General features: G+C 66.5%; 22 protein-coding genes and 1 pseudogene. 10 read left to right on the forward strand and 13 right to left on the reverse strand.

All coding sequences use genetic code 11. The annotated features are described in order from the left end of the window. Positions 1–35: 35 nt before the first annotated feature. From rplT to infC, 3 genes are read right to left on the reverse strand one after another with little or no spacing between them, the layout of a single operon-like run. Positions 36–419 carry a 50S ribosomal protein L20 gene (gene rplT / locus AC1AXT_RS02000; RefSeq protein ID WP_476540238.1) on the reverse strand — a complete coding sequence of 128 codons (384 nt, stop codon included), beginning with the start codon at positions 417–419 and terminating at the stop codon, positions 36–38. Positions 420–474: 55 nt separating this feature from the next. After that, positions 475–669 (reverse strand): 50S ribosomal protein L35, encoded by a 195-nt coding sequence (gene rpmI, locus AC1AXT_RS02005; RefSeq protein WP_476540240.1) that lies wholly within the window; start codon positions 667–669, stop codon positions 475–477. A gap of 12 nt (positions 670–681) precedes the next feature. After that, the gene (infC, locus tag AC1AXT_RS02010) at positions 682–1,395 is read right to left on the reverse strand and encodes a translation initiation factor IF-3 (RefSeq protein ID WP_476540242.1); all 714 of its coding nucleotides are present in this window, start codon (positions 1,393–1,395) and stop codon (positions 682–684) included. Between infC and AC1AXT_RS02015 the strand changes: the two genes are divergently transcribed. The 3 genes from AC1AXT_RS02015 (at position 1,394) to gap (ending at position 3,779) form a co-directional block, all read left to right on the forward strand. Beyond that, on the forward strand, positions 1,394–1,621 hold the full coding sequence (locus AC1AXT_RS02015) for a hypothetical protein (protein WP_476540244.1): 228 nt from the start codon (positions 1,394–1,396) through the stop codon (positions 1,619–1,621). The genes infC and AC1AXT_RS02015 overlap by 2 nt on opposite strands. 177 nt (positions 1,622–1,798) lie before the next feature. After that, positions 1,799–2,620 carry a thiamine diphosphokinase gene (locus AC1AXT_RS02020; protein ID WP_476540246.1) on the forward strand — a complete coding sequence of 274 codons (822 nt, stop codon included), beginning with the start codon at positions 1,799–1,801 and terminating at the stop codon, positions 2,618–2,620. A gap of 103 nt (positions 2,621–2,723) precedes the next feature. Continuing rightward, positions 2,724–3,779, forward strand: coding sequence for a type I glyceraldehyde-3-phosphate dehydrogenase (gene gap, locus AC1AXT_RS02025; RefSeq protein ID WP_476540248.1), 1,056 nt, complete (start codon positions 2,724–2,726; stop codon positions 3,777–3,779). Positions 3,780–3,959: 180 nt separating this feature from the next. Here gap and ybaK read toward each other — a convergent pair whose 3' ends face one another. Next, a complete protein-coding gene (gene ybaK / locus AC1AXT_RS02030; RefSeq protein ID WP_476540250.1) occupies positions 3,960–4,463 on the reverse strand; it encodes a Cys-tRNA(Pro) deacylase in 504 nt (167 codons plus the stop codon). A 40-nt stretch (positions 4,464–4,503) separates the two neighbouring features. Next, a complete protein-coding gene (locus tag AC1AXT_RS02035) occupies positions 4,504–5,475 on the reverse strand; it encodes a 4-hydroxy-3-methylbut-2-enyl diphosphate reductase (RefSeq protein WP_476540252.1) in 972 nt (323 codons plus the stop codon). 158 nt (positions 5,476–5,633) lie between these two features. On the opposite strand from AC1AXT_RS02035, the gene AC1AXT_RS02040 reads away from it, so the two are divergent. Then, positions 5,634–6,599, forward strand: a complete 966-nt coding sequence (locus AC1AXT_RS02040; protein WP_476540254.1) for an aldose 1-epimerase family protein — start codon at positions 5,634–5,636, stop codon at positions 6,597–6,599. A 59-nt stretch (positions 6,600–6,658) separates the two neighbouring features. Continuing rightward, complete coding sequence (locus AC1AXT_RS02045; RefSeq protein WP_003817083.1) at positions 6,659–6,733, forward strand: 50S ribosomal protein bL37; 75 nt, start codon at positions 6,659–6,661, stop codon at positions 6,731–6,733. Between the two features lie 310 nt (positions 6,734–7,043). Here the strand turns inward: AC1AXT_RS02045 and AC1AXT_RS02050 are convergent. Together AC1AXT_RS02050 and AC1AXT_RS02055 are read right to left on the reverse strand one after the other, a co-directional pair. Beyond that, positions 7,044–8,048, reverse strand: a pseudogene (locus AC1AXT_RS02050) (lipid II:glycine glycyltransferase FemX); the annotation flags it as partial. Between the two features lie 75 nt (positions 8,049–8,123). Next, entirely contained in the window at positions 8,124–9,683 is a 1,560-nt protein-coding gene (locus tag AC1AXT_RS02055) for a UDP-N-acetylmuramoyl-L-alanyl-D-glutamate--2,6-diaminopimelate ligase (RefSeq protein WP_476540256.1), read from the reverse strand. Between the two features lie 135 nt (positions 9,684–9,818). Between AC1AXT_RS02055 and AC1AXT_RS02060 the strand changes: the two genes are divergently transcribed. Next, positions 9,819–10,586 (forward strand): sigma-70 family RNA polymerase sigma factor, encoded by a 768-nt coding sequence (locus AC1AXT_RS02060; RefSeq protein ID WP_476540258.1) that lies wholly within the window; start codon positions 9,819–9,821, stop codon positions 10,584–10,586. Between the two features lie 2 nt (positions 10,587–10,588). Then, complete coding sequence (locus tag AC1AXT_RS02065; protein ID WP_476540260.1) at positions 10,589–10,825, forward strand: hypothetical protein; 237 nt, start codon at positions 10,589–10,591, stop codon at positions 10,823–10,825. Between the two features lie 92 nt (positions 10,826–10,917). Here the strand turns inward: AC1AXT_RS02065 and AC1AXT_RS02070 are convergent, their stop codons facing one another. Further along, on the reverse strand, positions 10,918–12,570 hold the full coding sequence (locus AC1AXT_RS02070) for a bifunctional folylpolyglutamate synthase/dihydrofolate synthase (RefSeq protein ID WP_476540262.1): 1,653 nt from the start codon (positions 12,568–12,570) through the stop codon (positions 10,918–10,920). A 179-nt stretch (positions 12,571–12,749) separates the two neighbouring features. Here AC1AXT_RS02070 and AC1AXT_RS02075 point away from each other — a divergent pair, with 179 nt between their 5' ends. From AC1AXT_RS02075 to AC1AXT_RS02085, 3 genes are all read left to right on the forward strand, one after another. After that, positions 12,750–14,276 (forward strand): aminopeptidase P family protein, encoded by a 1,527-nt coding sequence (locus tag AC1AXT_RS02075; RefSeq protein ID WP_476540264.1) that lies wholly within the window; start codon positions 12,750–12,752, stop codon positions 14,274–14,276. A gap of 171 nt (positions 14,277–14,447) precedes the next feature. Beyond that, positions 14,448–15,062, forward strand: coding sequence for an NAD(P)H-binding protein (locus tag AC1AXT_RS02080; protein WP_476540266.1), 615 nt, complete (start codon positions 14,448–14,450; stop codon positions 15,060–15,062). A gap of 405 nt (positions 15,063–15,467) precedes the next feature. Then, a complete protein-coding gene (locus AC1AXT_RS02085; protein WP_476552798.1) occupies positions 15,468–16,613 on the forward strand; it encodes an ROK family protein in 1,146 nt (381 codons plus the stop codon). Here the strand turns inward: AC1AXT_RS02085 and AC1AXT_RS02090 are convergent. From AC1AXT_RS02090 to AC1AXT_RS02110, 5 genes are all read right to left on the reverse strand, one after another. After that, positions 16,607–18,052, reverse strand: a complete 1,446-nt coding sequence (locus tag AC1AXT_RS02090) for a UDP-glucose--hexose-1-phosphate uridylyltransferase (RefSeq protein WP_476540270.1) — start codon at positions 18,050–18,052, stop codon at positions 16,607–16,609. The two genes, AC1AXT_RS02085 and AC1AXT_RS02090, sit on opposite strands and share 7 nt — an antisense overlap. Then, positions 18,049–19,122 carry a phosphotransferase enzyme family protein gene (locus tag AC1AXT_RS02095; RefSeq protein WP_476540271.1) on the reverse strand — a complete coding sequence of 358 codons (1,074 nt, stop codon included), beginning with the start codon at positions 19,120–19,122 and terminating at the stop codon, positions 18,049–18,051. The genes AC1AXT_RS02090 and AC1AXT_RS02095 overlap by 4 nt, the downstream gene beginning before the upstream one ends. A 148-nt stretch (positions 19,123–19,270) precedes the next feature. Beyond that, on the reverse strand, positions 19,271–21,439 hold the full coding sequence (gene gnpA / locus AC1AXT_RS02100; protein WP_476540273.1) for a 1,3-beta-galactosyl-N-acetylhexosamine phosphorylase: 2,169 nt from the start codon (positions 21,437–21,439) through the stop codon (positions 19,271–19,273). A gap of 63 nt (positions 21,440–21,502) precedes the next feature. Next, positions 21,503–22,459, reverse strand: coding sequence for a carbohydrate ABC transporter permease (locus AC1AXT_RS02105; RefSeq protein ID WP_476540274.1), 957 nt, complete (start codon positions 22,457–22,459; stop codon positions 21,503–21,505). Continuing rightward, positions 22,456–23,442: a carbohydrate ABC transporter permease gene (locus tag AC1AXT_RS02110; protein ID WP_476540275.1), complete on the reverse strand. Its 987-nt coding sequence runs from the start codon at positions 23,440–23,442 to the stop codon at positions 22,456–22,458. The genes AC1AXT_RS02105 and AC1AXT_RS02110 overlap by 4 nt, the downstream gene beginning before the upstream one ends. Between the last annotated feature and the right edge of the window lie 65 nt (positions 23,443–23,507).

The following is a 23,507-nucleotide window of genomic DNA, read 5'->3' on the forward strand; positions in this document are numbered from 1 at the left end:
GCAGCCGGCGGGTCGGTAGGTCCATATGCCAGGAATCAGGCGTTGGCCGGGGCGTTCACGTCCTCGGGCAGCGCGGCCTTGGCCTGGGCGACGATGGCCTTGAAGGTGTCCGGATCGGACACGGCGAGCTCGGCGAGAGCGCGGCGGTCCAGCTCGATGCCGGCAAGGCGCAGGCCCTGGATGAAGCGGTTGTAGGTGATGCCTTCCGCACGGCAGGCGATGTTGATGCGCTGGATCCACAGCTTGCGGAAATCGCCCTTGCGAGCCTTGCGGTCGCGGTAGTTGTAGTTAAAGGAGTGGAAGAGCTGTTCCTTGGCCTTGCGATACAGGCGGGAACGCTGGCCGCGGTAGCCCTTTGCGCGTTCCAGAACGACGCGACGCTTCTTCTTGGCATTCACTGCGCGCTTGACACGTGCCATAGATTTTTCCTCTGCTTTCTAATTACGCTTGCTTGTGCCGATGCCCTTGGCCGGTTCAGCGGCCGAGCAGGCCCTTCATCTTCTTGGCCTGGGCCGTGGCGAGGACCTTGTTCTCGCTCATGCGGCGACGCTGGCGGGCGGACTTGTGCTCAAGGTTGTGGCGCATGCCGCTGCCATTGTGGACGACCTTGCCGGTGCCGGTCACGCGCACGCGCTTCTTGGCGGCGGAATTTGTTTTCATCTTCGGCATTGCTGCCCCTCCTTATTGGTTCTTCGTTTCACCAGTCGAAGCCTTGGGCTCGGCATCGCCGGCCACTGCGGACTGCGCCTGGGCGGCGGCTGCCGCCTTCGCTTCCTGCTTGGCGGCCAGGCGTGCAGCCTGGCGGGCCTGGCGCTCGGCGCGGGATTCAGCGCCGCGGCGGCGCTGCTCCGACTGCGTATGCACCTTCTTGCCCTTCGGCGCGAGCGTCATGATGATGTTGCGGCCCTCCTGCTTCGGCGCCGATTCGATCGAGCCGTACTCGCTGACTTCGTCGGCCAGACGCTGCAGCAGTTCAACGCCGCCGATCGGACGGGACTGTTCGCGTCCGCGCAGCATGATCGTCACCTTCACCTTGTCGCCGCCATTGAGGAAGCGGGCCACATGGCCCTTCTTCACTTCGAAATCATGGTCGTCGATCTTGAGGCGGAAACGGATTTCCTTGATTTCCGCCGTGCTCTGGTTGCGGCGCGCTTCGCGCTGCTTGATCTTCTCGTTGTACTTGTACTTGCCGTAATCGATGAGCTTGGCAACAGGAGGCTTCGCATTGGGCGCCACCTCGACGAGATCGAGGTTCGCTTCCTTTGCCAGGTTCAGTGCGACGGAAGTCGCGATGACCCCCACCTGTTCGCCATTCGGTCCGATAAGGCGTACCTGGGAGACGCGAATCTCGTCGTTAATGCGTGGTTCGTCGCTAATGATGACTCCAATCCTCATGGTTCATGCAGCGGAAATCTGCCTGCGCGCCATGCACGGACGGATCGAAACGCCAAGCTCGCGCATGCGCAGCCGCATTGCAGCGACCAATCGCACGTTGTTGCCGGCACGTCGAAAACGTCCGGCATGGCATACCGTACAGGCCGTACGGCCGTATGCCGCGCAAGGCTTTGCGCCTGGACCCGAGGCCATGGAAGGCTTCCAGGTGGGTTTCCCGCTTTCTTGATTTCTCAAGCCTTATGGATAGTATCACGCCCCCTCCATTACGGCGTGTCGCGATCTGTCGCCCCGCGCCCGCATAGAGGCGCCCAGTATACAGGAAGCGCAGTCGACCCTCCTGCCACTGCCAGGGCTTGCGACACCGCCTGCATGCGAGTAGGGGGCGCGGGGCACAATCGGGGGCATGGAAACGAACAGGCACGGCATCCTGCTGGCTGCGGGAAGCTATACGGACGAACCGATCGCGCCGGCCTGCGGCGATACCGTCATCGCCGTGGACGGCGGCTACGACGAGGCATGCCGGCGCGGCATCGTGCCCGGCTATGTCGTCGGGGACCTCGATTCGGTGCATGGCGCCCTCCCCCAGGGCACGCGCACCGTCGTGCTGCCTCCGGAAAAGGACGACCCCGACCTGCTCAGCGCGCTGAAATTCGGGTGGTCGCTCGGCTTGCGCGAATTCGACGTCTTCGGCGCCACCGGCTCGCGCATCGACCATGTGATTTCCGCCATGCAGCTGATGGCGCTGCTCGCCGAACGCGGCGGCGCCGGCTACCTGCATGCGGGCCGCCAGGTCGTCACGGCCGTCTGCGACGGCGAGCTCGCGTTCGCCGCGCACGAACCGGCCGCCACCGGGTGCCAGGAAGACGTCATGGTGTCGGTCTTCGCCCATTCGGACGTGGCCGCCGGCGTCAGCGAACCGGGGCTGAAATACGAACTGCGCGACGCCACGCTGACCAACGACGTCGTGCAGGGCGTGAGCAACGAATTCCTTCCCGGCGTCGAGGGGCGCGTCAGCGTGGCCCACGGCACGCTGCTGGTCACCTACCCGGCGCTCGTGGCGGCGCCGCGGCGCCGGCTGTTCCACGCATTCGACGGGAATCTAGGGGAACTCGACACCCGCATCTCCCCCATCCTGGCCACCGAACCCACCGAACGCAGCCGGCGGCAGGCAGACATGCGCGGCCAAGACGCGGCAATGCTGGCCTTCGTCAATGAAAGCCATTAGAGTAGGGGCTGTTGGTTAACCACGGTTTCCACACATTCCCGTCTGGGCTGCCGGCGTGCCGGCCGACTGCGGACGGAAGGAAACCCCCTCAAGGGAGAACTACATGACAGTTAAGATTGGTATCAACGGCTTTGGCCGCATCGGCCGCCTGGCATTCCGCCGCATCTTCGAGCTCCAGGCTCGCGGTGGCGAAGCCTCCGACATCGAAGTCGCCGCCATCAACGATCTGACCACTCCGTCGATGCTCGCCTACCTGCTGAAGTACGACAGCACGCACGGCACGTTCCGCCACGACGACGGCACCCCGGTCGAAGTCACCTCCACCGATGACGCCATCGTCGTCGACGGCAAGGAATACAAGGTGTACGCCGAGCGCGACGCCAAGAACATCCCGTGGGTTGCGAACGACGGCGTCGAATTCGTCCTCGAGTGCACCGGTTTCTACACCTCCGCCGAGAAGAGCCAGGCCCACCTGGACGCCGGCGCCAAGAAGGTCCTCATCTCCGCCCCGGCCAAGGACGACACCACCCCGACCGTGGTGTTCGGCGTGAACCACGACATCCTGCGCCCGGAGGACGCCATCGTGTCCGCCGGTTCCTGCACCACCAACTCGATGGCCGCCATGGTCAAGCTCCTCGACGAGAACTGGGGCATCCAGGCCGGCTTCATGACGACGATCCACGCCTACACCGGCACCCAGATGCTGCTCGACGGCCCGCGCTTCCCGAAGGGCCGCAACAACCGCGCCGCCGCGATCAACACGATCCCGCATTCCACCGGCGCCGCCAAGGCCATCGGCAAGGTCGTCCCGTCCGTCAACGGCAAGCTGCAGGGCCATGCCCAGCGCATCCAGGTTCCGGACGGCTCCGTCACCGAGCTGACCACCGTGCTTGACAAGTCGACGACCGTTGACGAAATCAACGCCAAGTTCAAGGAAGCCTTCGCCACCACCGACTACTACGGCTACAACGAAGACGGCATCGTGTCCTCCGACATCATCGGCGACACCCACGGCGGCGTCTTCGACCCGACGCAGACCGATGTCAACGAAGTCGACGGCCTGACGATGGTGCGCACCGTCTCCTGGTACGACAACGAGTACGGCTTCACCTGCAACATGATCCGCACGCTGCTGTACTTCGCTGAGATTTCCGAGTGAAACCTCCCGCAGCATCGCGCTGACTGAAGCAGAGAGGGGCTCCCCGTCAGGGAGCCCCTTTTCCGTTCGTTGTCCGCTGTTCCGCGGCGCGGGAGCCATCGGGCGCATGCGCGTCGAAGCGCTCCGAGCGGCGCGCTTCGACGCGCCACCGAGAATCGCCATCCGCGGCAGGCGCTGCGCCTACCAGGTGGAGATCGCGGCGGCCTTGGCGCCCAGGACGTCCAGCAGGTCCTGCGGGGCGACGCCGATGGAGAAGCCGCGCTTGCCGCCGGACACGAGGATGACGTCGAAGCCAAGCGCGCTGTCGTCCAGCACGGTGGCATGCTTCGCGCGCTGGCCAAGCGGCGAAATGCCGCCGACGATGTAGCCGCTTTCGCGCATGGCCACCTTCGGGTCGGCCATTGCGCATTTCTTAGCGCCGACGGCCGCCGCGAGCGCCTTCAGGTCCATATGCCCCGACACGGGCACGATGCCGACGACGCGCTCGGAGCCGGTGTCGGCCATCAGCGTCTTGAACACCTGGCGCTCGTCGTAGCCGAGCTTGCGGGCCGCTTCAAGGCCGTAGCCTTCCGCATCGTCGTTCGAATGCTCGTATTCGTGGATTTCAAACGGCACGCCGGCCTTCTCCAGCTCGACGGTGGCCGGCGTGGACCCGGCGCCCTTCACATGCTTCTTCTTCGCCATGCCTCTATCGTAGGTCCGGGCGTCGAAGCCACCGCCCTTCCTATTTGCGCAGGGCGGCGGGCAGGACGAAGTGCATGGTTTCACGGACCGTTTCCACCGGTTCGATGTCGGTGAAGCCAAGCGATTGCAGCCGCGCGACGACGCCGGAAACCAGCTCGTCGGGCACCGACGCGCCCGACGAGACGCCGACGGCCTGCACGCCCTCGAACCAGCGGTCGTCCATTTCGCCGGCGTCGTCCACGCGATGGGCCCGTCCCCGTTCCCCCAGCGCTTCGGCCGCCACTTCCATGAGCCGCACCGAATTCGACGAGTTGGCCGAGCCGACGACGACCATGCAGTCGCTGCGCTCGGCCGCGGCCTTGACGGCCGCCTGCCGGTTGCTCGTCGCATAGCAGATGTCCGAGCTGGGCGGCAGTTCGATCCGCGGGAACCGCCGCTGCAGCGCGGCGATTGTGCCGGATGTTTCGTCGACCGAGAGCGTCGTCTGCGTCAGCAGCACAAGCCTGGTGCTTTCGGTGAAGTCCAGCGCGTCCACGTCGTCCTCGTGCTCGATCAGATGCACGTGCTGCGGGCTCTCCCCCACCACGCCAACGGCTTCGTCATGGCCCCGATGGCCGATATAGATGATTTCATAGCCTTCGCGGGCGAAGCGCTGCACCTCCCGATGCACCTTCGATACCAGCGGGCAGGTGGCGTCGACGACGAACATGCCGCGTTCCCTGGCCTGTTCCTGCACCTCGGGCGCCACGCCGTGCGCCGAGAACACCACCGGTATGCCGGCTTCGGCGGCTTCCTGCGGCACTTCGGCGAGTTCCTCGACGAAGACGGCGCCCTGCTCCTTGAGCACCTCCACGACATGGCGGTTATGGACGATCTGGCGGCGCACGTACACCGGCGGCAGCCCGTCGCCTCGCGGCGACGACGTCTTCAGGATCGTCTGGACCGTCTGGATGGCGCGGTCGACGCCGGCGCAGAAGCCGCGTGGATCGGCGAGGATGATCTTCTTGCTCATGGCTATCCATCCTAACCGCACCTGCGGCATGGCGCCCAGCGCCGCATGCGCATGCAACGCCGCACGCAAGCTGCGCCATATCGCGCTATGATGGCTCATAACCGTTCATAAGCGAACGAAAAACAACAAGAAAGCACATAAACACAACGGAGTGATCCATGATTGAACGCAATCTGCCGCCGCGTACCGGCCAGCAATACACCATCGCCCATGGCGACTACGCCGCCACCGTCACCGAACTGGGCGCCGTGCTGCGCGTGCTGCGCTACAGGGGCCGCGACGTCCTGGCGTCCTTCGGCGCCGACGACCTCGTCAAATGCTGCGCCGGGCAGCCGCTGGTGCCGTTCCCCAACCGCATCGAAGCCGGCGAATATACGTTCGATGGCGTCGACTACAGCCTGCCGATCGACGAGCATGAACGCAACAACGCCATCCACGGCTACGGTTACCGCGCCTACTGGAACCTCGACTACCTCACGGAGGACGCCGTGCGGCTGTGGTGGCGCGTGCCGGACATGGAGGGCTACCCGTTCGACGTCGTCGTGACGATCACCTACCGCCTTGACGACGACGGCATGCACATCACCGTCGACGCAACGAACCACGGCGACAAGCGCGCGCCATGGGCGATGGCGCTGCATCCATGGCTGGCGAATGGCCGCGATGCCTACGGCGACGCGATCGACCCCGACAACGCCGCCTGCCGCCTGCAGATTCCGGCGTCTACGCACGTATGCGTCAACGGGAACCTCATCCCGGTGGGCACCGAACCGGTCGACGGCGGCAAGTTCGATTTCCGCGAAGGGCGCCTGCTCGACATGCAGCCCTACGACGATGCGCTGACCGGGCTTGAACACGGGGAAGACGGCACGGTGACGGCGCTGTTCACGCGCCCGGACGGCATGGTGGTGCGCATCGTCGGCGATGAGACGATCACCAGCTTCCAGGTGTGCGACGGCACCGGCTTTCCCGAAAGCATCCACCCCGCCGGCGTCGCCGTCGAGCCGCAGACCGCCTACGCGAACGCCTTCCGCACCGGCGACGACCTCATCGTCATCGAGCCGGGCTCGAGCAGCGTCACCGACATCCTCATCGGCGTCGTCGAGGAAGGCAACGCCCAATAGTCGCGTGCGGATGCGATAATCCCTTGTGGCTTATTCATTGCAATGAAAAGGAGACCATCATGGGTATGCGCGGACGCAAGCGCAAGGATCGTCGTAAGAAGGCCGCCAACCACGGCAAGCGCCCGAACGCCTGATCCTGCGGGCGCGGCGGCTGCGGCGACAACCGGCCGGTAGCCGGCAGCGCCGCCCTGCACGAACCATCGCATATATGCACAGGGCCCGTTCCGCTTACGCGGAACGGGCCCTGCCGTTATCCCGCCGCTATTTCGCGGCGTTGCCGGATTTCACGTCGTTGCCGGATTTCGCAGCGTTGCCGGATTCCACGCCATTGCCGCCCTTCGGGGCGTCGCCGGCCTTTGCGTCGTTGGGCGCCTTCGGGGCGTTGCCACCCTTCCAGTCCTTGCTGGTCTTGCCGCCCTTCGTGCCCGCTTCGGCCGACGGCTTCCTGCGCAGCTTGCCACGCAGCTCCTTGAGCAGCACGAGCCCCTTGTACAGGCCCTTCTTGAGCGGGAAATCATGGGCCGCGGCCACTTCGGTGATTTCCTTGGAGAACTTCGTCTTGAACTCGTTGAGCGACTTGAGCGAGGGGGCGAAGTCGTTGCCGATGCCCATCAGGTCGAGCTTCTCGAAACCCTCCTGCCCCAGCGTCGTCGCGACGGTGAACAGCAGCTTGTCGGGCACATGCAGCCGGCGCACCTCGGAAAGCATCGACGCATAGTAGTAGATGCCGGTCTTGCCTTCGGCTGCCACGATCGCCCATGCGACGACCTTGCCGTCAACGCGCCCGGCGAAGACGCGGCAATGGTCGGGGCCGAGCGCCTTGATCATGTCGGTATAGTCGCTCATCGGCGCCGGGTTGAACCCGTCGCGCCGGGCCGTCTCGACCATGACCTTGTAGTAGTCGGTGAAATCGGCGGCTGCCTGCTGCGTCTCGTCGGCGATCTCGGCCGGGCATTCGCGCAGCGCCTTGCGCACGTCGCGCCGTCCGCGCGGCTTCATGCGCGAGAGGATCTCGTCCTCGCCGCCGGTGACGTCCAGGACGACGGTGGCGTTGTACGGCACGGTCGACAGCACCGGCTGCTCGCCCGGATGGCTATACCAGGTATCGATGCGCACGAATGCGACGTGCTTGTCGTGCAGCCTGATGAACTTCAGCAGCGCTTCCAGCGCGGCTTCCTCCTGCTGCGGCGTCGGCTTGGCCTTCCACGCCGGCCCGTGGATGGAACGCAGGTAATGGTACCCGTGCGTTTCCATGTCGATCAGCGAAATGACCGCCACGACGGCGTCCCCGGCGCCGTGGTCGCGGATCAGCAGCGAACCCCAGGGGCGCCGCCCCGGAATGCCGGCCTGGAAATCGGCCCAGACGCCGGTCTGCTCGATGGGCAGCTCGATGCCGGCGGCCGCCGCGTTCGCTTCCATCGTCGCCGGCTTGACGCGTTCAATTACCATAGTGGGTTGCATGGTCTCCCGTTTCGTTGGTTGTGCTTATGCCTGGTGAAAGAAGATTACTGTAAGGAACAGGATTCAGGCGCCTGCGGCTGCCGGGGCCGCGAGGACGCGTTCCACCACCGCGTCGTCGCCTTCGTACGGCATGTGCCGGTTGTTGACTTTCAGCCACCGTTCGTTGCCCTTGCCGATGACCAGCACGATCTGCATGCGCCCTGCCGCGGCGCGCCGCCGCGCGTCGGCCAACGCCGTTTCGAGCGCTTCGGTGCGGTTGAGAATGATGGAGGCGTCGAGCGCCGGGTTAGTAACGTAGCCGAGCATCGTGCGGCAAATGCCGGCGATGGATTCGGTGTCGGTGTCCTCATGGGTGAGGATCAGGTGCGCGATGCGGTCCTGCGCCGCCTCGACCATCTCCTGGCGCCGGTCGAATGCCTTGTCGCCGGCGGACCCGGTGACCAGCGTCACTTCCGGATCGCGCTCGCCGTAGCGCTGGTCGACGAAGTCAAGCAGCGCCTTGACGGATGCGTAGTTATGCGCGTAGTCGACGATGGCGAGCACGTTGCCGTCCCCGTCGCCGAATTCCTCCATGCGCCCGGAGATGCGGACGCTTTCCATGGCCTTGAGGCTTTCGGGGCCGACATCGACGCCGGCGGCCGCGGCCAGCGCTACGGCGGCCGCCGCGTTCGCATAGTTGAAATCGCCATCGAGGGCGAGCGAGACGGTGCCCAGATCCTCGCCGAACGCGCGGATCGAGAAGGCGGTATGCCGTTCGTCGGCCGGCACCGCCACGACGTCGGCGGCAGGGTCGTCCAGCGCGAACGTCGTGACCGGCACGCCGGCCAGGGCCGCGTCCTGGCCGATGAGGCCGCGATGCTCGCATTCGGCGCCCAGCACCAGCGCGCCCGTATTGGCCACGAGCTGGCGCTTGCAGTACAGGTAGTCCTCGAACGTGGGGTGCTCGATCGGCGAAATATGGTCCGGCGAGATATTGAGGAACGCCGCCACGTCGAATTCGAGGCCGTAGACGCGGCTGACCTTGTAGGCCTGGCTCGACACCTCCATGACGAGGTACTCCATGCCGTTATCGACGGCCTGGCGCATCATGCGGAACGCATCCAGCGATTCAGGCGTCGTCAGGTCCGATTCCACGTACGTATGGCCGTCCAGGCAGTTGTCGACCGACGAGAACAGCGCGGCCTTGCCTCCCGATGCAGCCGAGATGATGGCCTGCGTGAAGTAGGACGTCGTCGTCTTGCCTTTCGTGCCGGTCACGCCGATGACGGTGAGCTCGTCCTGCGGGTATCCGAAGAACATCGCCGACAGCAGGCTCATCGCCTTCGAGGCGTCCGATACGATCAGCCCCGGCGCCTTCGTATACGCCGACAGGTCCTGCGTGGCGACGTAGGTGCCCAGCCCCCTGTCGTCGACGCCCTGCATGTATTCGGGCTTGAAGCGCCCCTTGCAGAACAGCAGCGAGCCGGGCGTCACTTCCTTCGTGTTGTAGGTGACGGACGTGAACGGCTTGCCGCTGTCCGGAATGTCGGAAGGGTCGAGCGTCCACAGGTCGCCAAGGATGATCTCGTGCAGAAGGCCCTGCTCGTAGAGCAACGTCGCGGCGGAATGCAGCGAAACGGACATTGCGAAGCTCCTTGTCAATGGCGCGGCTTGCGCCAGGGGTTGCGTCTGGAAAATCTGACATGCATTCTAACGCGCCCGCTCTATCGGCAGCTGAAACGCCGGCGTAGGGGGTGCGCAAGCCGATAGAATGGAGCCGTGACGCAAGAACAGGGCGCAGCCAGCGCGCCGGAAACGCTGGACGAGAAGAGGGCGCGGTTCGAGGCGCTGGCGCTGCCGGCCGTCGACGCGCTGTACCGGCAGGCGATGCGCTATACGAACAATCCCGAAGACGCGCAGGACCTGGTGCAGGATACGTTCGAGCGCGGCTTCAAGGCGTTCGATACATTCCGGGAGGGCTCCAACTTCGACGCATGGATGGCGACGATCGAACGCAACGCGTTCTTCAACCACTATGCGAAGATGAAGCGCCGGCCGCAGCGGGCCAATGGCTCGACCGGCGAATACGACGACTGGGACATCTACGAGGCATCCGAACACCAGCCGCAGGGCCTCAAGTCCGCCGAGCAGGAGTTCCTGGAGGGCTACGCGCCGGCGGAGATCATCGCGGCGCTTGATTCGCTCAGCCCCGAGCGGCGCCAGATCTTCATCGACGCGGCGATCGACGGCAAGTCGTACCGCCAGATTGCGCAGGAGCAGGGCGTGCCGATCGGCACGGTGATGAGCCGGCTGAACCGCGCCCGCACGCAGCTGCGCGCCGAGCTCGAGGAGTTCGGGGCCGAACGCGGCTACGGCAAGGGCGGCCATATGAAGGCCGACGGCCGGGGCAAGCGCCCGAAGAAGGCCGTCAGGTCCGCGAAAGGCGCGCAGGGCGCCACGGCCTCGGCCCCACGCCCGCGCGCGGCGGCCGCCAGCACGGCGGACGCCCATGCCCACGATGAGATCCTAGCCGGAAGCGAGGCCTGACGATGCAGTTCTTTGTTGATGCCGATGCCGATGCCGAGCCGGAAGGCGACGACGGCGAGCAGTTCGACGAGTGCCGCTGCGACGAACGCGAGCGCATGATGATCGAGACAATGCGCGCCTACCTGCGCCCCGAAACGGCGCCCGCATGCCTGTATGAACGGCTCAAGGTCACGCTGGACCGCTGCTGCCAGGAAGACGGGCACACGGTCATCACCCATACCGTCATCCATTACCGGTAGGGGCTTCGGGGCTTCCCTTTCCGGCGCCGGATTGCGCTGCCTGCGCCGGCTGCCGCCGCGGCGTCATGCGCTGGCGGCAGCCGGCGCAGCCCTCACCCCTCGTCGGTCGCCGTTTCGGCCACTTCGGGGGCGTCCTCGACGTCGTCGAGCTCCTGCTGCGTCATGCGGTCGATCCACTGCTGCTGGGACTCTTCCTCGACGCTGCCGTCCGCGTAGCGCTTGAGGTCGAGGACGTCGTCGACGTCGAAATCGGGGTTGGCATCCGTTTCGAAATCGAGCTGGGCCTCGTCGACGGGTTCCGGCGCGGCCAGCGGCGTGACCACCGGCTGGTGCGCGCGCTGGTCCTTGGGGACCTTCAGGTCCGGATGGATCGATTCCTTGAGCAGGATGCGCGCATCGCCGGCCGTCACGAAGCTGCCGCATACGAGCACGCCGTGGCCATAGCCGACGCCCAGCTCGTCCTCGCTGTCCACGCGGTCGACGGCCGCCTGGATGGCATCCGGCAGGTCGGGCACGACGGTGACGCGCTCTTCGCCGAACACCTTGGCCGCCACCTTGCCGAGCTCCTCGGCCGGCATGCAGCGTTCCTTCCAGGAATTCTGCGTGACGATGACTTCCGACAGCAGCGGCTCGAGCACGCCGAGGTATTCCTCCACCTGCTTGTCGCCCATCATCGCGACGACGCCGACCAGCTGCGTGAAGTCGTAGTTCTCCTCGATGGCGTCGCGCAGCGCCTCGGCGGCGTTGACGTTATGGCCGCCGTCGAGGATGATCGTCGGCGACGTGCGGATCTGCTCGATGCGCCCGGGCACCTTGACCTGGCTGAACGCCTGCGCCACCAGGTCGCCGTCCAGCGCGCCGCTGACCGGTATGACCGTTTCCGCCGCGCACAGCGCCGCCAGCGCATTGTGCGCCTGGTGCTCGCCGAACTTGGCGAGCGGGACGTCCTCGTAGCGTCCGGCCGGCGTTTCGAACGTCACCATCTGGCCGCCCACGGCCGGCACGCGCGACACGACCCGGGCTTCCTCGCCGTCGCGGACGAGGGTGGCCTTGTTCTCCTGCACCGCTTCGTCGATGATGGGCATGACCTCGTCCTCGTGCGGCTGGCGGCCGATGATCGCCGTCGAGCCAGGCTTGATGATGCCGACCTTCTCCGAGGCGATCTGCTCGACGGTGTCGCCAAGCCATGCCATGTGGTCCATGTCGATCGGGCCGATGACGGCCGCGTCCGCATCCAGCACGTTCGTGGCGTCCCACCGGCCTCCCATGCCGACCTCGACGATGGCGACGTCGACCGGCGCATCGGCGAATTTCCAGATCGCCATGGCGGTCAGCACCTCGAAGAAGCTCATCCGCGGGTCGCCCTGCCGGTCCATCGCCGCGTCGACCATCGCCACGAGATCCTTGACCTGGCCCCACAGCTCGACGAAGTCCTCGTCGGAAATGCTCTGCCCGTCGATGGCGATGCGCTCGCTGACCTTCTCGAGGTGCGGCGACGTGTACAGGCCGGTGCGCATGCCATAGGCCCGGCACAGCGCCTCGGCCATGCGCGCGGTCGAGCCCTTGCCGTTCGTGCCGGTGACGTGGATGACGCGCATCGACTTCTCGGGGTTGCCGAACAGGTCGAGGATCATCTTCATGCGCTTCAGGTCGAGATTGGTGGTATTGCGTTCGCTCGGCCGCGACATGATGTCGCGCTCCACCGCCCGGAACGCTTCGCTGGTGCCGTTGTATTCGTCTGCCATTGCCTGCTCCTCGCTATGCTCTGCCTGCTGGGCCGTTCACGGGCGCCATTCTACTCGCGCTCCTGCTCGCCGGAACGCGGATGCCGCCGCCGGCTGAGTAGTATGGGGCGTACATGCAATCCAGCGTCCGGCACGGGGTGGCAGCGGGCCATGCGTCCGGACGCGGCAAAGGAAGCGAAATGGCACAAGCATCACACGACGGTACCCAGGCGATGGAGGACCGCAACAACAACCGCACCCTCTCCCCGCGTTCCGACGCGTTCGTGGAGTTCATGACGACCGGATGGGACGACAACGAGCCGCGCACCGAGCGCCTCGAGGCGGCTTCGTGGACTCCGGCGCGCCTGGCCGCGCTCGGCCGCCGGTTCCCCGGCGAGCGCATCGTGATTCCGGCCGGCGTCCCGAAGGCGCGCAACAACGACTGCGACTACATGTTCCGCCCCGATTCCGCGTTCGCGTACTACACGGGCCTGGGCCAGGACTACGAGGCCGGCTCCGTGCTGGTGCTCAACCCGGTTGCCGGCGCGGACGGGCAGGAAGGCTCGGCGACCCACACGGCGCAGCTGTTCGTGCCGCCGCGGGCCAACCACTATACGCAGGACTTCTTCAAGGACGCGCACTACGGCGAATACTGGGTGGGCCCCCGCGCCGGCCTCAAGGAGCTCGAGGCGATGACCGGCATCGAGACGGCCGACCTGGCGCAGCTGGGCGACGCGCTGGGCAAGGACGGCGTGCGCATCCGCATGATGCGCGCCACCGACCCCGCCGTCACGGCGCTGGTGGAGAACGCGCGCATGGCGAACGGCTTCGACGACGCGGACGACAACGAGGCAGCCGACGATGAGCTGGCCGAATACGCTTCCGAGGCGCGCCTGGAAAAGGACGCCTATGAAATCGGCGAGATGCGCAAGGCCATCGCGGCCACGAAGCAGGGCTTCGACAACATGCTGCGCGCGCTGCCGGGCGCGCTGGGCAAGCCGCGCAGCGAACGCATCCTCGAGGGGGCGTTCAATTCGGTGGCCCGCGAAGAGGGCAACGCGGTCGGCTACGACACGATCGTCGCCTCCGGCGCCCACGCCCCGATCCTGCATTGGATGCGCAACACCGGCACCATCGAAGGCGGCGACCTGCTGCTCATCGACGCCGGCGTGGAGGTCGACAGCCTCTACACGGCCGACATCACGCGCACGTTCCCCGCCAACGGCAGGTTCACCGACTTCCAGAAGATGCTCTACCAGGCCGTGCTGGACGCCCAGCAGGCCGGTTTCGAGGCGGCCCAGCCGTACCGCACCTATTCCGACATCCACCATGCCTGCATGCGCTCGCTGGCCACGTCGCTCAAGGAATGGGGCATCCTTCCGGTGGACGTCGACGAGGCGCTCTCCCCCGAAGGCCAGCAGCATCGCCGCTGGCATGCCTGCGGCGTGGCGCACCATCTGGGCCTGGACGTGCACGACTGCTCCGAGGCGCGCTACGAAAGCTACCAGGGCGCGCCGCTGACGCCGGGCATGGTGTTCACGATTGAGCCGGGCCTCTATTTCCGCGAGGACGACCTGCTGGTGCCGCCGGAATTCCGCGGCATCGGCATCCGCATCGAGGACGACGTGCTCATGACGGACAACGGCCCCGAATGGCTGTCGGCCGCCATCCCCAAGCAGATCGACGACGTCGAGGACTGGATGGCGCGGATGGCCGCGCAGGCCTGACGGCGCCCCTGCATGCGCCCCGTTGCGCCCGCAGCGTGAATGGCGCAGGGGTATGGCCCCGCGCGTTTACGATGGCTTGGTAAGAACGAATGTCCCCTCCCGGCTCGCGGCTGCGTCGCCAGGAGGGGAGCCAACCGTCACGCATTACCAAGCATTTAGGGGGAAAACGAAATGGCCAAGATCGCTATTGTCGGAACCGGCACCAAGCTCGCGAAGCTCGTCGAGCCGCTGCTGCTGCTCAAGGGCCAGGACCTGGTCCTCGTCGCCCATGAGGGCAAGGACATCGCCAACGACATCCGCGACAACGAGCATGTCTCGATCGTCGAAGGCAGCGTGAAGGACCGCGAGACGCTGCAGGAAGCGTTCAAGGGAGTGGACGAGGTGTGGGCCAACCTCGGCGGCGCAGACATCAAGGAACTCGCCCAGAACGTCGTCGAAGCCATGGACGGCGACGGCGTCAAGCGCCTCGTGTGGACCTCGACGCTCGCCGTGTATTCGAAGGCCCCCGATGAGATCGGCGTATGGAACGACAAGGACCTGGGCAAGATCCTCGTCGACCATCACACCGCCGCCAAGGTGGTCGAGGAAAGCGACCTCGACTACACCGTCGTGCACCCGATCTGGGACGACGGCGAGCAGGCCGTCGAATACGTCTACAACCAGGAAGGCGCCGACCCGGTCAAGGGCGGCCCCGAGGTCCCGATGCCGACGCTGGCCGACACCATCGCCGACATCCTGGTCAACCCCGACAAGCGCGTCAAGGAAATCGTGTCGATCAACGACTGATTCCATTGCAGGACATCAAGCCCCCTTCCCGCGGAAGGGGGCTTTTCGATGCGCGCAGGCAGCCCAAGCGGCTCTCCGCCCACATGGAGGAAGCACAGGCGTGCGGCCAATCCGACCCCAGCCCTTCTGCGTCCGCTCCATCGAAGGGGCCTGGTGCAGCATCGTGCGGCGCGTCTTCGCAATGCCATCCCCCTTCAGGGAACGGCCTCTTTTTGTTAAGGGAAATGGCATTCGGAAAAGACTGAAAATCCGGGCGTTTTGGCATGGGAATCCGGGCAATGTGAACTATACTGAAAGAACATTGTTCCAGGGTTGCCGCGCCGGCGCGCCAACGGTTTTCGCGCGCCGCGCTGCCATGGCCTTGACGAAGGGGGGCGCCATGCGGCGCGAGAAAGGCGGCCTACGATGCCTGAACCAGAAAGCGGCGTGCTGACGCTCCATACTCCGTTGAACGTTTCCAAGGCGAGCCCGTCCGACGCGCGGCGCAAGAACCGTTCGCTCATCTTCTCGCTGCTGTTCCCGTCCCAGCAGCACTCGCGCGCCGAGCTGGGGCGCCTGACGGGCCTGAGCCGCGTCGCCGTCTCCGACGTCGTCAACGACATGCTCTCCGAGGGGCTGGTATGCGAAAGCGGGCTGGAAACGAACGCCACCGGCAAGGGCAAGCGCGCCACGCTGCTGTCCATCGATACGCGGCATCTGAAGATCATCAGCATCGACCTGTCGGCCGACCATCTGGTCCAGTGCGCCGTCACCGACCTGCTCGGCCGTTCGCTGCAGCGCATGGAAATCGCGCTGGGCCCTGACGGCGCCGTCGAAACCGACGCGATCATCCAGCTCGTCGACCAGCTGCGCGGCGACGTCGACGACGGCAACGTCATCGGCATCGGCATCGCAGTGCCGGGCGTCGTGCGCGACGGGCTCGTCGAGGAATCGACGATGCTGGGCTGGCGCGACGTCAACCTCAAGCAGCTGCTCGAATCGCACTTCGACATCCCCGTGACGATCATCAACGACACCGTCGCCTCGATGCTTACCGAACGGTTCTTCGGGCAGGCCGGCCCCAACCTGCTGTTCGTCAAGAACGACCGCGGCATCGGCGCCGCGACGCTGATCGGCGACAAGGCCGTCGTCGGATGCGGGCACGCGGCCGGCGAGATCGGCCACGTGTCCATCGACCCGGACAACGGGCCCGAATGCCCCTGCGGCAAGCGCGGCTGCATGGAGATGACGCTGTCCGCGCGCGCGTTGCGCGAACGGCTCGGCGCCGCCGCGCCCGAAGAGCGCAAGGGTCTGATCGAACAGGCAGGCCGCCGGTTCGGCCGCGTGCTGGCGATGCCGGTCGGACTGCTCGACATCGACGACGTATGCGTCTACGGGGCGCCGGATATCATCAACGTCGCCTTCCTCGAAGCGGCCGAAGAGGAGCTGGCGCGCACCGCCTCCTCGAAGTTCCACCCCGCCACCCGCGTGCGCCGCTGCCAGGTCGGCGCCGACATCACGCTGCGCGGTGCGGCCATCGCCGCCCTGCGCGACCATATCGACCTCTACTGAGCGGGCATGGGCGCCGTCCGCGTGAAGCCGGCGCTTTCCAGGAACGCGGCCGTGTCGGCATACGTCGGCAGCGTCGCCGTATTGGCCAGGATCGCGCGGCATGCCGCCGCCACGGCGGCGCGCATAGCGCTTTCCATGCCTGTGCGCGGCAGCCGGCGCGCCTCGTCGACGCCGCCGATGCGACGGCGCATGTCGCGCCAGAGCACGTCGAATCCGGCCAGCTCCTCCCCCGGCTCCTCCTGGCAGCGCAATGCCCGTGCCAGCCCGGCCAGCTGGCCTTCGAGGCGCGCCGGCAGGATGAACAGCCCCTGCGCCTCGATGAGCCCGATCGGCTCCTGCTTGATGCACCAATACTGCGGATGCGCATGGTAGACGCCCTGCGGATAGCGCTCGCTGACGGCGTTGTTGCGCAGCGTAAGGAACGCCGCATAGCCGCCGGGCGTCCTGATGACGGTCGGCGAAAGCGCCGACTGGCGCCCCCGGGGTCCCTGCGCATGCAGCCCCAGCGACGGCTCGTCGTACGTTTCCCAGCGGCGCCGTATGGCGTCGCAGGCCTCGACGATGCCGTCGCGCGAAGGCGACGTCACCCGCAAGGCGGTGCCCGGCCAGTCAAGAATCTCAATGAAGGCGCCCCCGTCGCCGGCATGCCACGCCGGGCCCCACGGGGCCGCGTCGAAGATCGGCAGCCGTTCGGCGCCGCCCTGGAAATGGTCGTGCGCGAGCACCGAGCCGCCGATGCGCGGCAATGCGGCGTTGCAGCCGATGAAATAGCCGGGAAAGCGGTCGACGAAATCCAGCAGCTGCACGAACGTGCGCCGGCCGACCTTCATCGGCGTATGGCGGGCGTTGACGCAGATGCCGTGTTCCGGGAAATAGCCGTACGGCGAGAACTGCCAGAACCAGCGTTCGCCGTCGAGCTCGACCGGCACCGTGCGCAGCGTGCGCTTCGAACGCGGCCCGTACCCTTCGTTGCCGTGGCAGATCGTGCATTGCGGGCCCAGCGCGCCACCGCCGCCGACGGCGTTGCCTGAACCGGCCTGCTCCATCGTGCGGAACTCCGGCTTGGCGCGGTTGATCGTCACCGTCAATCCCCCGTCCTCAAAGCGCGGGTTGGCGTCCAGCCGGCTTTTCTTGACGTAGCCGAGGTCGCAGCTGAGCAGGTACAGCCAGCCCATCGCCTCCATCGGCCCCAACGCACGCTCGATCTGCGCGAACTGGGCGGCGACGGCGCTGGGCAGCGGCGCCACGGCGCCCAGCAGGCGGTCCGAGTCGTCATCATCGCAGCACCCGGCGCAGAAGCGTTCAGCCAGGGCCGGATCGTCCGCGAGCATCGCCGACAGCTCGTTGCGCTTGATGTCGTCGTCGGCCGCATCGAGCAGCAGGCGCGCATGGGCGAAATCCAGCAGGCGGCCGACGGCGCCGGCAACGTCGCCGCTCACCGTTCCAGCTCCTGCGCCACGATGCGTTCCATCGACGCCATCTGCAGTTCCATTTCGCCGGCGAGCCGGATCTGCGTGCGCGCACGCACCAGGTTGTGCTCGCCGTAGCGCACCGCGAAATAGCGGTCGCCGTCCAGGTAGTCGGCCAGGAAGCGCATGCCGCATTCCAGCGTCATCAGGCGCGCCGCCTGCGCCAGCATCGACGCCTCCGCATCGGTGACGACGTCCTTGAGGGGCGACAGGAAGCCGTGCGCGAAGGCAGCGAACAGCGGCAGGCTGAAATGCACCTTGCCGAGGTCCGGCTCGTCCTCCAGGCCGGTGGAGGCGCCGAAGCGGATGGCGTCGCCGAAATCGGCCAGCATCGTGCCCGGCATGACGGTGTCGAGGTCGATGATGGCCCGCGCCGCGCCGGTGGAGGCGTCCATCAGGATGTTGTTGAGCTTCGTGTCGTTGTGGGTCACGCGCATCGGGATGGCGCCGGACGCCACGAGCCGGTCGATGGCGCCGACGTCGCCGGCGCGCTCCTGGAAGAAGCGCGCTTCGGCCTCCACGCCGGTCAGGCGCCCGGCGGCGTCGCGGTCGATGGCGCCGCACAGCGCTCCGTAGCGTTTCGTCGTCGTATGGAAATCGGGGATCGTCACCGCCAGCTGCGAGGCGTCGAAGTCCGCCAGGTCGCGCTGGAAGCGTCCGAAGGCGCCCCCGGCGGCCTCGAAGACGGACGCGTCGGGCACCAGCTCGTACGATACGGTGCCTTCGATGAACCGGTACATGCGCCAGTAGCCGTCGCGCGCGTGGATATAGGGCGCGCCGCCGGCGCCCGGGACGATGTCGAGCGTTTCGGCACCCCGGGCGCGCAGGAACGCGGTGACCAGCCCGATATTGCGCATCAGCGCCGCCGGATCGGGGAACACGCCGGTATTCATGCGCTGCAGGATCGCGCGGCCGGCCGCCGTCGTGACGAGGAACGTTTCGTTGATGTGGCCATTGCCGTAGGGCTCGACGGACAGCGGCGGCGCGTCGAGGGAGAACAGCGTTGCGGCATACGCGGCATCGAGGTCATGGGAAGCCATGTGCATTGCCTTTCCTTACAGGAGATTGCCTTCCCCGCGAGGCTGGGATCCGGGCGGGAAGGAGCGCGGCGCAGGCCGCGGCACCCCTTCCCGCAAGGCATGGGAATCCCGCCGCGGGGACGGGGAAACGGCCGCGGCGGGAAGAATCTTACGGCAGGCGCCGCCAGGCGATGCCGCTGCCGTCCAGCGAGAACCGCTCGACGCGGCCGCCCGGCAACGTCACCTCGGTGCCTTGCGGCTCGGCGGAATTGTTGACGACGCAATACCAGCCGGCCTGCGTGAAGCGGGCCACCTCGCACTGGGGGTTGGAGGAGCTGAACTCGGCGTACTTGCCTTCGCGGTGCGCCGCATAGAACAGCGCCCGTTCGAGCAGCCGCGCGTTCAGCGCGCTGTATGGCAGCCCCGACAGGTAGATCCCGCGGCCGCTGCCGTAGTCGTTGGCCGCGAGCTGCACCTGGCCTCCGTCGGCGCACAGCAGCTGCACCTGCTCGTCCAGCGGGAAGGTGTTGGCAATCGGCTCGCCGAAATCGTGGCGGTCCGCTGGCAGGTCTTCGGTGATGAAATGCCGCGTGCGCACGGCGGGGAAATACTTGTCGACCGACAGCGTCTGGAAGCGTTCCTCGTCGATGCCGAAGACGTCGGCGAGCTGGAAGAAGCGACTCGCCCGACCGGCCAGCGCGCTGGGCTCGCCGATGCCGACCAGGCCGCCTCCGCGGCGCGTCCAGCGCCGCAGCCGTTCGATGAGCGCCGGGTCGGCCCACGCCGCTCCCCCGCTGAACGCCGTGTCGACCGGGCCGCCGGTGACGACGACGTCGACGTCGTCACCGATGCCGTTTTCGAGCACGTCGTCGAAGCTGATGAACCGCACGTTGACGCGCATGCCGCTCAGCGCCTCGAGCAGCCCGTAATAGGAATAGGTCTGCTTGTTCGGCAGCGCGTGCGCCACCGTGTAGGCCATCCAGGAACGCATGCGCCCCCAGCAGTTGAGGACGGCCACGTTCAGGTCGCCGTCGGCCTTCGCGCCGCCGGTGCGTTCGTGGATGCCGCGGAATTCGTCGGCGATATGCTCGACGGCATCGACGAAGGCGGGGAACTTCGCCGCCAGCGACAGGTAGCCGCCGTAGCCCATCCGGTCCACCGGGCTGCGCAGGATGGCGCGGCGCGCCTTGCGCCAGTTGTCCCATGCCTCGATGCTCGGGTCGTTGCCCTCGTAGAACGTGTCCGGGAAGAAGTACGGCAGGAAGCGGCCTTCGGTGTACTTCACGCCGGTGATGTCGGAGATCATCCTCAGCGTCGTGCCGTCGCCGACGGAGCCGACGACCGCGTCGAGGCCGAGGCCTTCGAAGCCGTCGCGGTAGGGTTCGGTGCCGATCCACTGGTCGCCCAGGAACATCATCGCTTCCTTGCCGGCGTCATGCGCCATCGACGCCATCGTCTTGACGTTGGCACGCACGAACGTGGAAAGGAACTCGATCCAGTCGAGCTGCGGCTTGCGCGGCACGCGCCACGACGAGTTGTAGCAGCCGCCGTCCACGAAATCCTCCGGGCGCATGCGGTAGCCGTAGCGCTTCTCGAAATCGTCCAGCGCCTTCGGGCTGACCGTGCAGGCGCAGCCGAACCAGTCGACGATCTTCTCGCGGTGGCGCTCGTCGAAGAGCAGCGTGAACTGGTAGAAGAACGTCGTGAAGCGCACGACGTCGGTTTCGGGATGGTCCTCAAGCCAGCGCCGGAACGTCGACATGACGAATTCGCGCGTGGCGTCGTGGTAGATGTCGAACGGGATCTCGTGTTCCTTGTCGCCCCAGTCGTTGGTCAGGTGGTTGTACATCTCCACCGGATCCCAGATGATGTACGCGAGGAACGACACCGTGTACTCGTGCATCGCCGTCACGCCGCGCACGCTGACGGTGCCGGCGTCCGGGTGCGCCTGCCAGCGTTCGGGCGGCACCGTCTCGCCGGTGGTGCGGTCGACGACCTCCCAGTAGCGGTGCGGGTCGGCGTCCCAGTTCACGGCCAGCTGCTCGGCATAGAACGTGGCCATCAGGTCGATGACGACGTCGCCGTCGCCATGCGCCAGCACGCGCTGCGTCAGCAGGTAGACCTGCGGGGTTTCATCCATGTGCAGCGTGATCCACTCGTTGTGGGCGCGGCTGGGGAAATAGGCGCTGTAGATTTTCTTGCCCAGCGCCTTGACCTCGTCGTCCAGCTTCGTGCCATCGGAATCGCGGATGGCGTCCGCGCCCCACCGCGCGGCCAGTTCGGCGGTCGTTTCGGCGAAGTTCGATTCGCTGGGGCAGGTGAAGCGTCCAGTGCTCATCGGTTTGTCCTTTCATGTCATGTGGTGCGGTTGCGGCGCCCGAAGGCGCCGCGCGTGGGTCGGTCAGCCCTTGACGGAGCCGGCTGCGAGCCCTGCCTGCCAGTAGCGCTGGAGGAACAGGAACAGCACGATGACCGGGAGCACGCCGAGCAGCGCGCCCATCATCAGCGCGCCGCGGTCGGTGAACGTAGCGAGCGAGACCATGCCGTACAGGCCGAGCGTGACGGGCTGCAGGCTGGTATCGGAAATCATCATCAGCGGCAGCAGGAAGTTGTTCCAGGTGGCGACGAAGAGGAACAGGAAGATCGTCACCATCGCCGGGGCCAGCAGCCGCAGCACCATCGTGAAGAAGATGCGCGCCTCGCTGGCGCCGTCGATCCGGGCGGCTTCGAGCAGCTCGTCGGGCACCGAGCTCTGCGCGTAGACGCGGCCCAGGAAGAAGCCGAAGGGCGACACGGAGCACGGGATGATGATCGACAGCATCGTGTTGTCGAGCCCGATGGCGTTGAAGATCGAGTACTGCGGGATCGTCATCAGGGCGGCGGGCATCAGCATCGACGCCATGATGATGCCGATCATGACACCCTTGCCGCGGAAGTCGAACTTCGCGGTGGCGTAGCCGGCCATGACGGCGACGACGGTGCCGACCAGCGCGGAGACGCCGGAGTAGATCAGCGAGTTGAGCACCCAGCGCCAGAACATGCCCTTGGTCCAGCCGAGCAGCTTCGCGTAGTTGGCGGCGATGGCGTCGGGCAGCTGGTCGAGGCCCACCGCGAACCACAGGCCGTTGCTGCCGGTGAGCTGCGACGGCGTCTTCGTGGACGCGATGATGGCCCAGTAGATCGGGAACAGGAAATAGAGCAGGACGAGGACGAGCAGCACGACCGTCAGCGCCTTGGCGAAATGGCTGGGCTGCATCGAGCGCGGCAGGTCGTTGGCGGCCTTCTCGCGGATGCGGTCGGCCTTGCGGATGCGGCGGCGCTCTTCCTTGGAGATCCGGGATGCGGTTGCGGCGCTCATGATTCATTCACCTTCCGTTCCACGATGGCGTAGAGGGCGGCGAGCACGCCGGCGATCAGCGCCATGACGATTGCGATGGCCGACGCGGGGCCGTCGCCCTTCGGCGTCAGCGAGCCCTGCGACGTATTGAGGGCCATCATCATCGGGGTATAGGAGTCCGAGATCGACGGGTCGGCCGTCTGCATGACCTGGGGCTCGTTGAACAGCTGGATCGTGCCGACGATCGACAGCAGCATGGCCAGCAGCGCGGCGCCGCGCACGTTCGGCAGCTTGATCCTCAGCGCGATCTGCAGGCCGGTGGCGCCGTCGATGCGCGCCGCCTCGTACAGGTCGTGCGGGATGGCCTGCAGGGCCGCCAGGAAGATCAGCATGTTGTAGCCGGTGAACGTCCATGTGGTGATGTTGGCCATCGAGGCGAGCACGACGTTGTTGGCGAAGAAGTCGGCGTGGATGCCCAGGGCTTCCAGGCCCTTGACGATCGGCGAGATCTGCCCGTTGTACAGGAAGACCCAGATGATCGAGGCGACGACGCCGGGGATGGCGTACGGCAGGAAATAGCCGAGCCGGAACGCCGTGACGTGCTTGACCAGGTACGAGTCGAGCAGCATGGCGAGCGCGAGCGCCGCGATGATCATGACCGGCACCTGGATGACGGTGTAGATGAGCACCCTGCCGACGCCGCTCCAGAAGGCCTGCGACGTGATGACGTACGCGAAGTTCTTGAAGCCGACGAACTGGTTGGTCAGCTCGCCGCCGCCATAGGCGCCCGAACCCGTGGCGACCTGCTGGTAGAAGCTGGCGCGGATGGCGTAGATGATCGGGATGACGAACACGACGGCGAAGAGGATGGCGAATGGCGCCATGAAGGCCCATCCGGTGCGTTCTGCGCGCCTGGCCGCGGCGGACCGCTTTGGCTTGCGCCGCGAGGCGGCGCGTTCGCCGTCATGCACGGCCGGCTGCGCCGTTGCGATTGAAGTTGACATGATGACCCCGCCCTTTCTGAATGCTGTGCTGGTTGCTGGAGGGCCGTCCGCCCCCTCCCGCTCGC

The organism is Bifidobacterium sp. LH_450 (assembly GCF_056356715.1).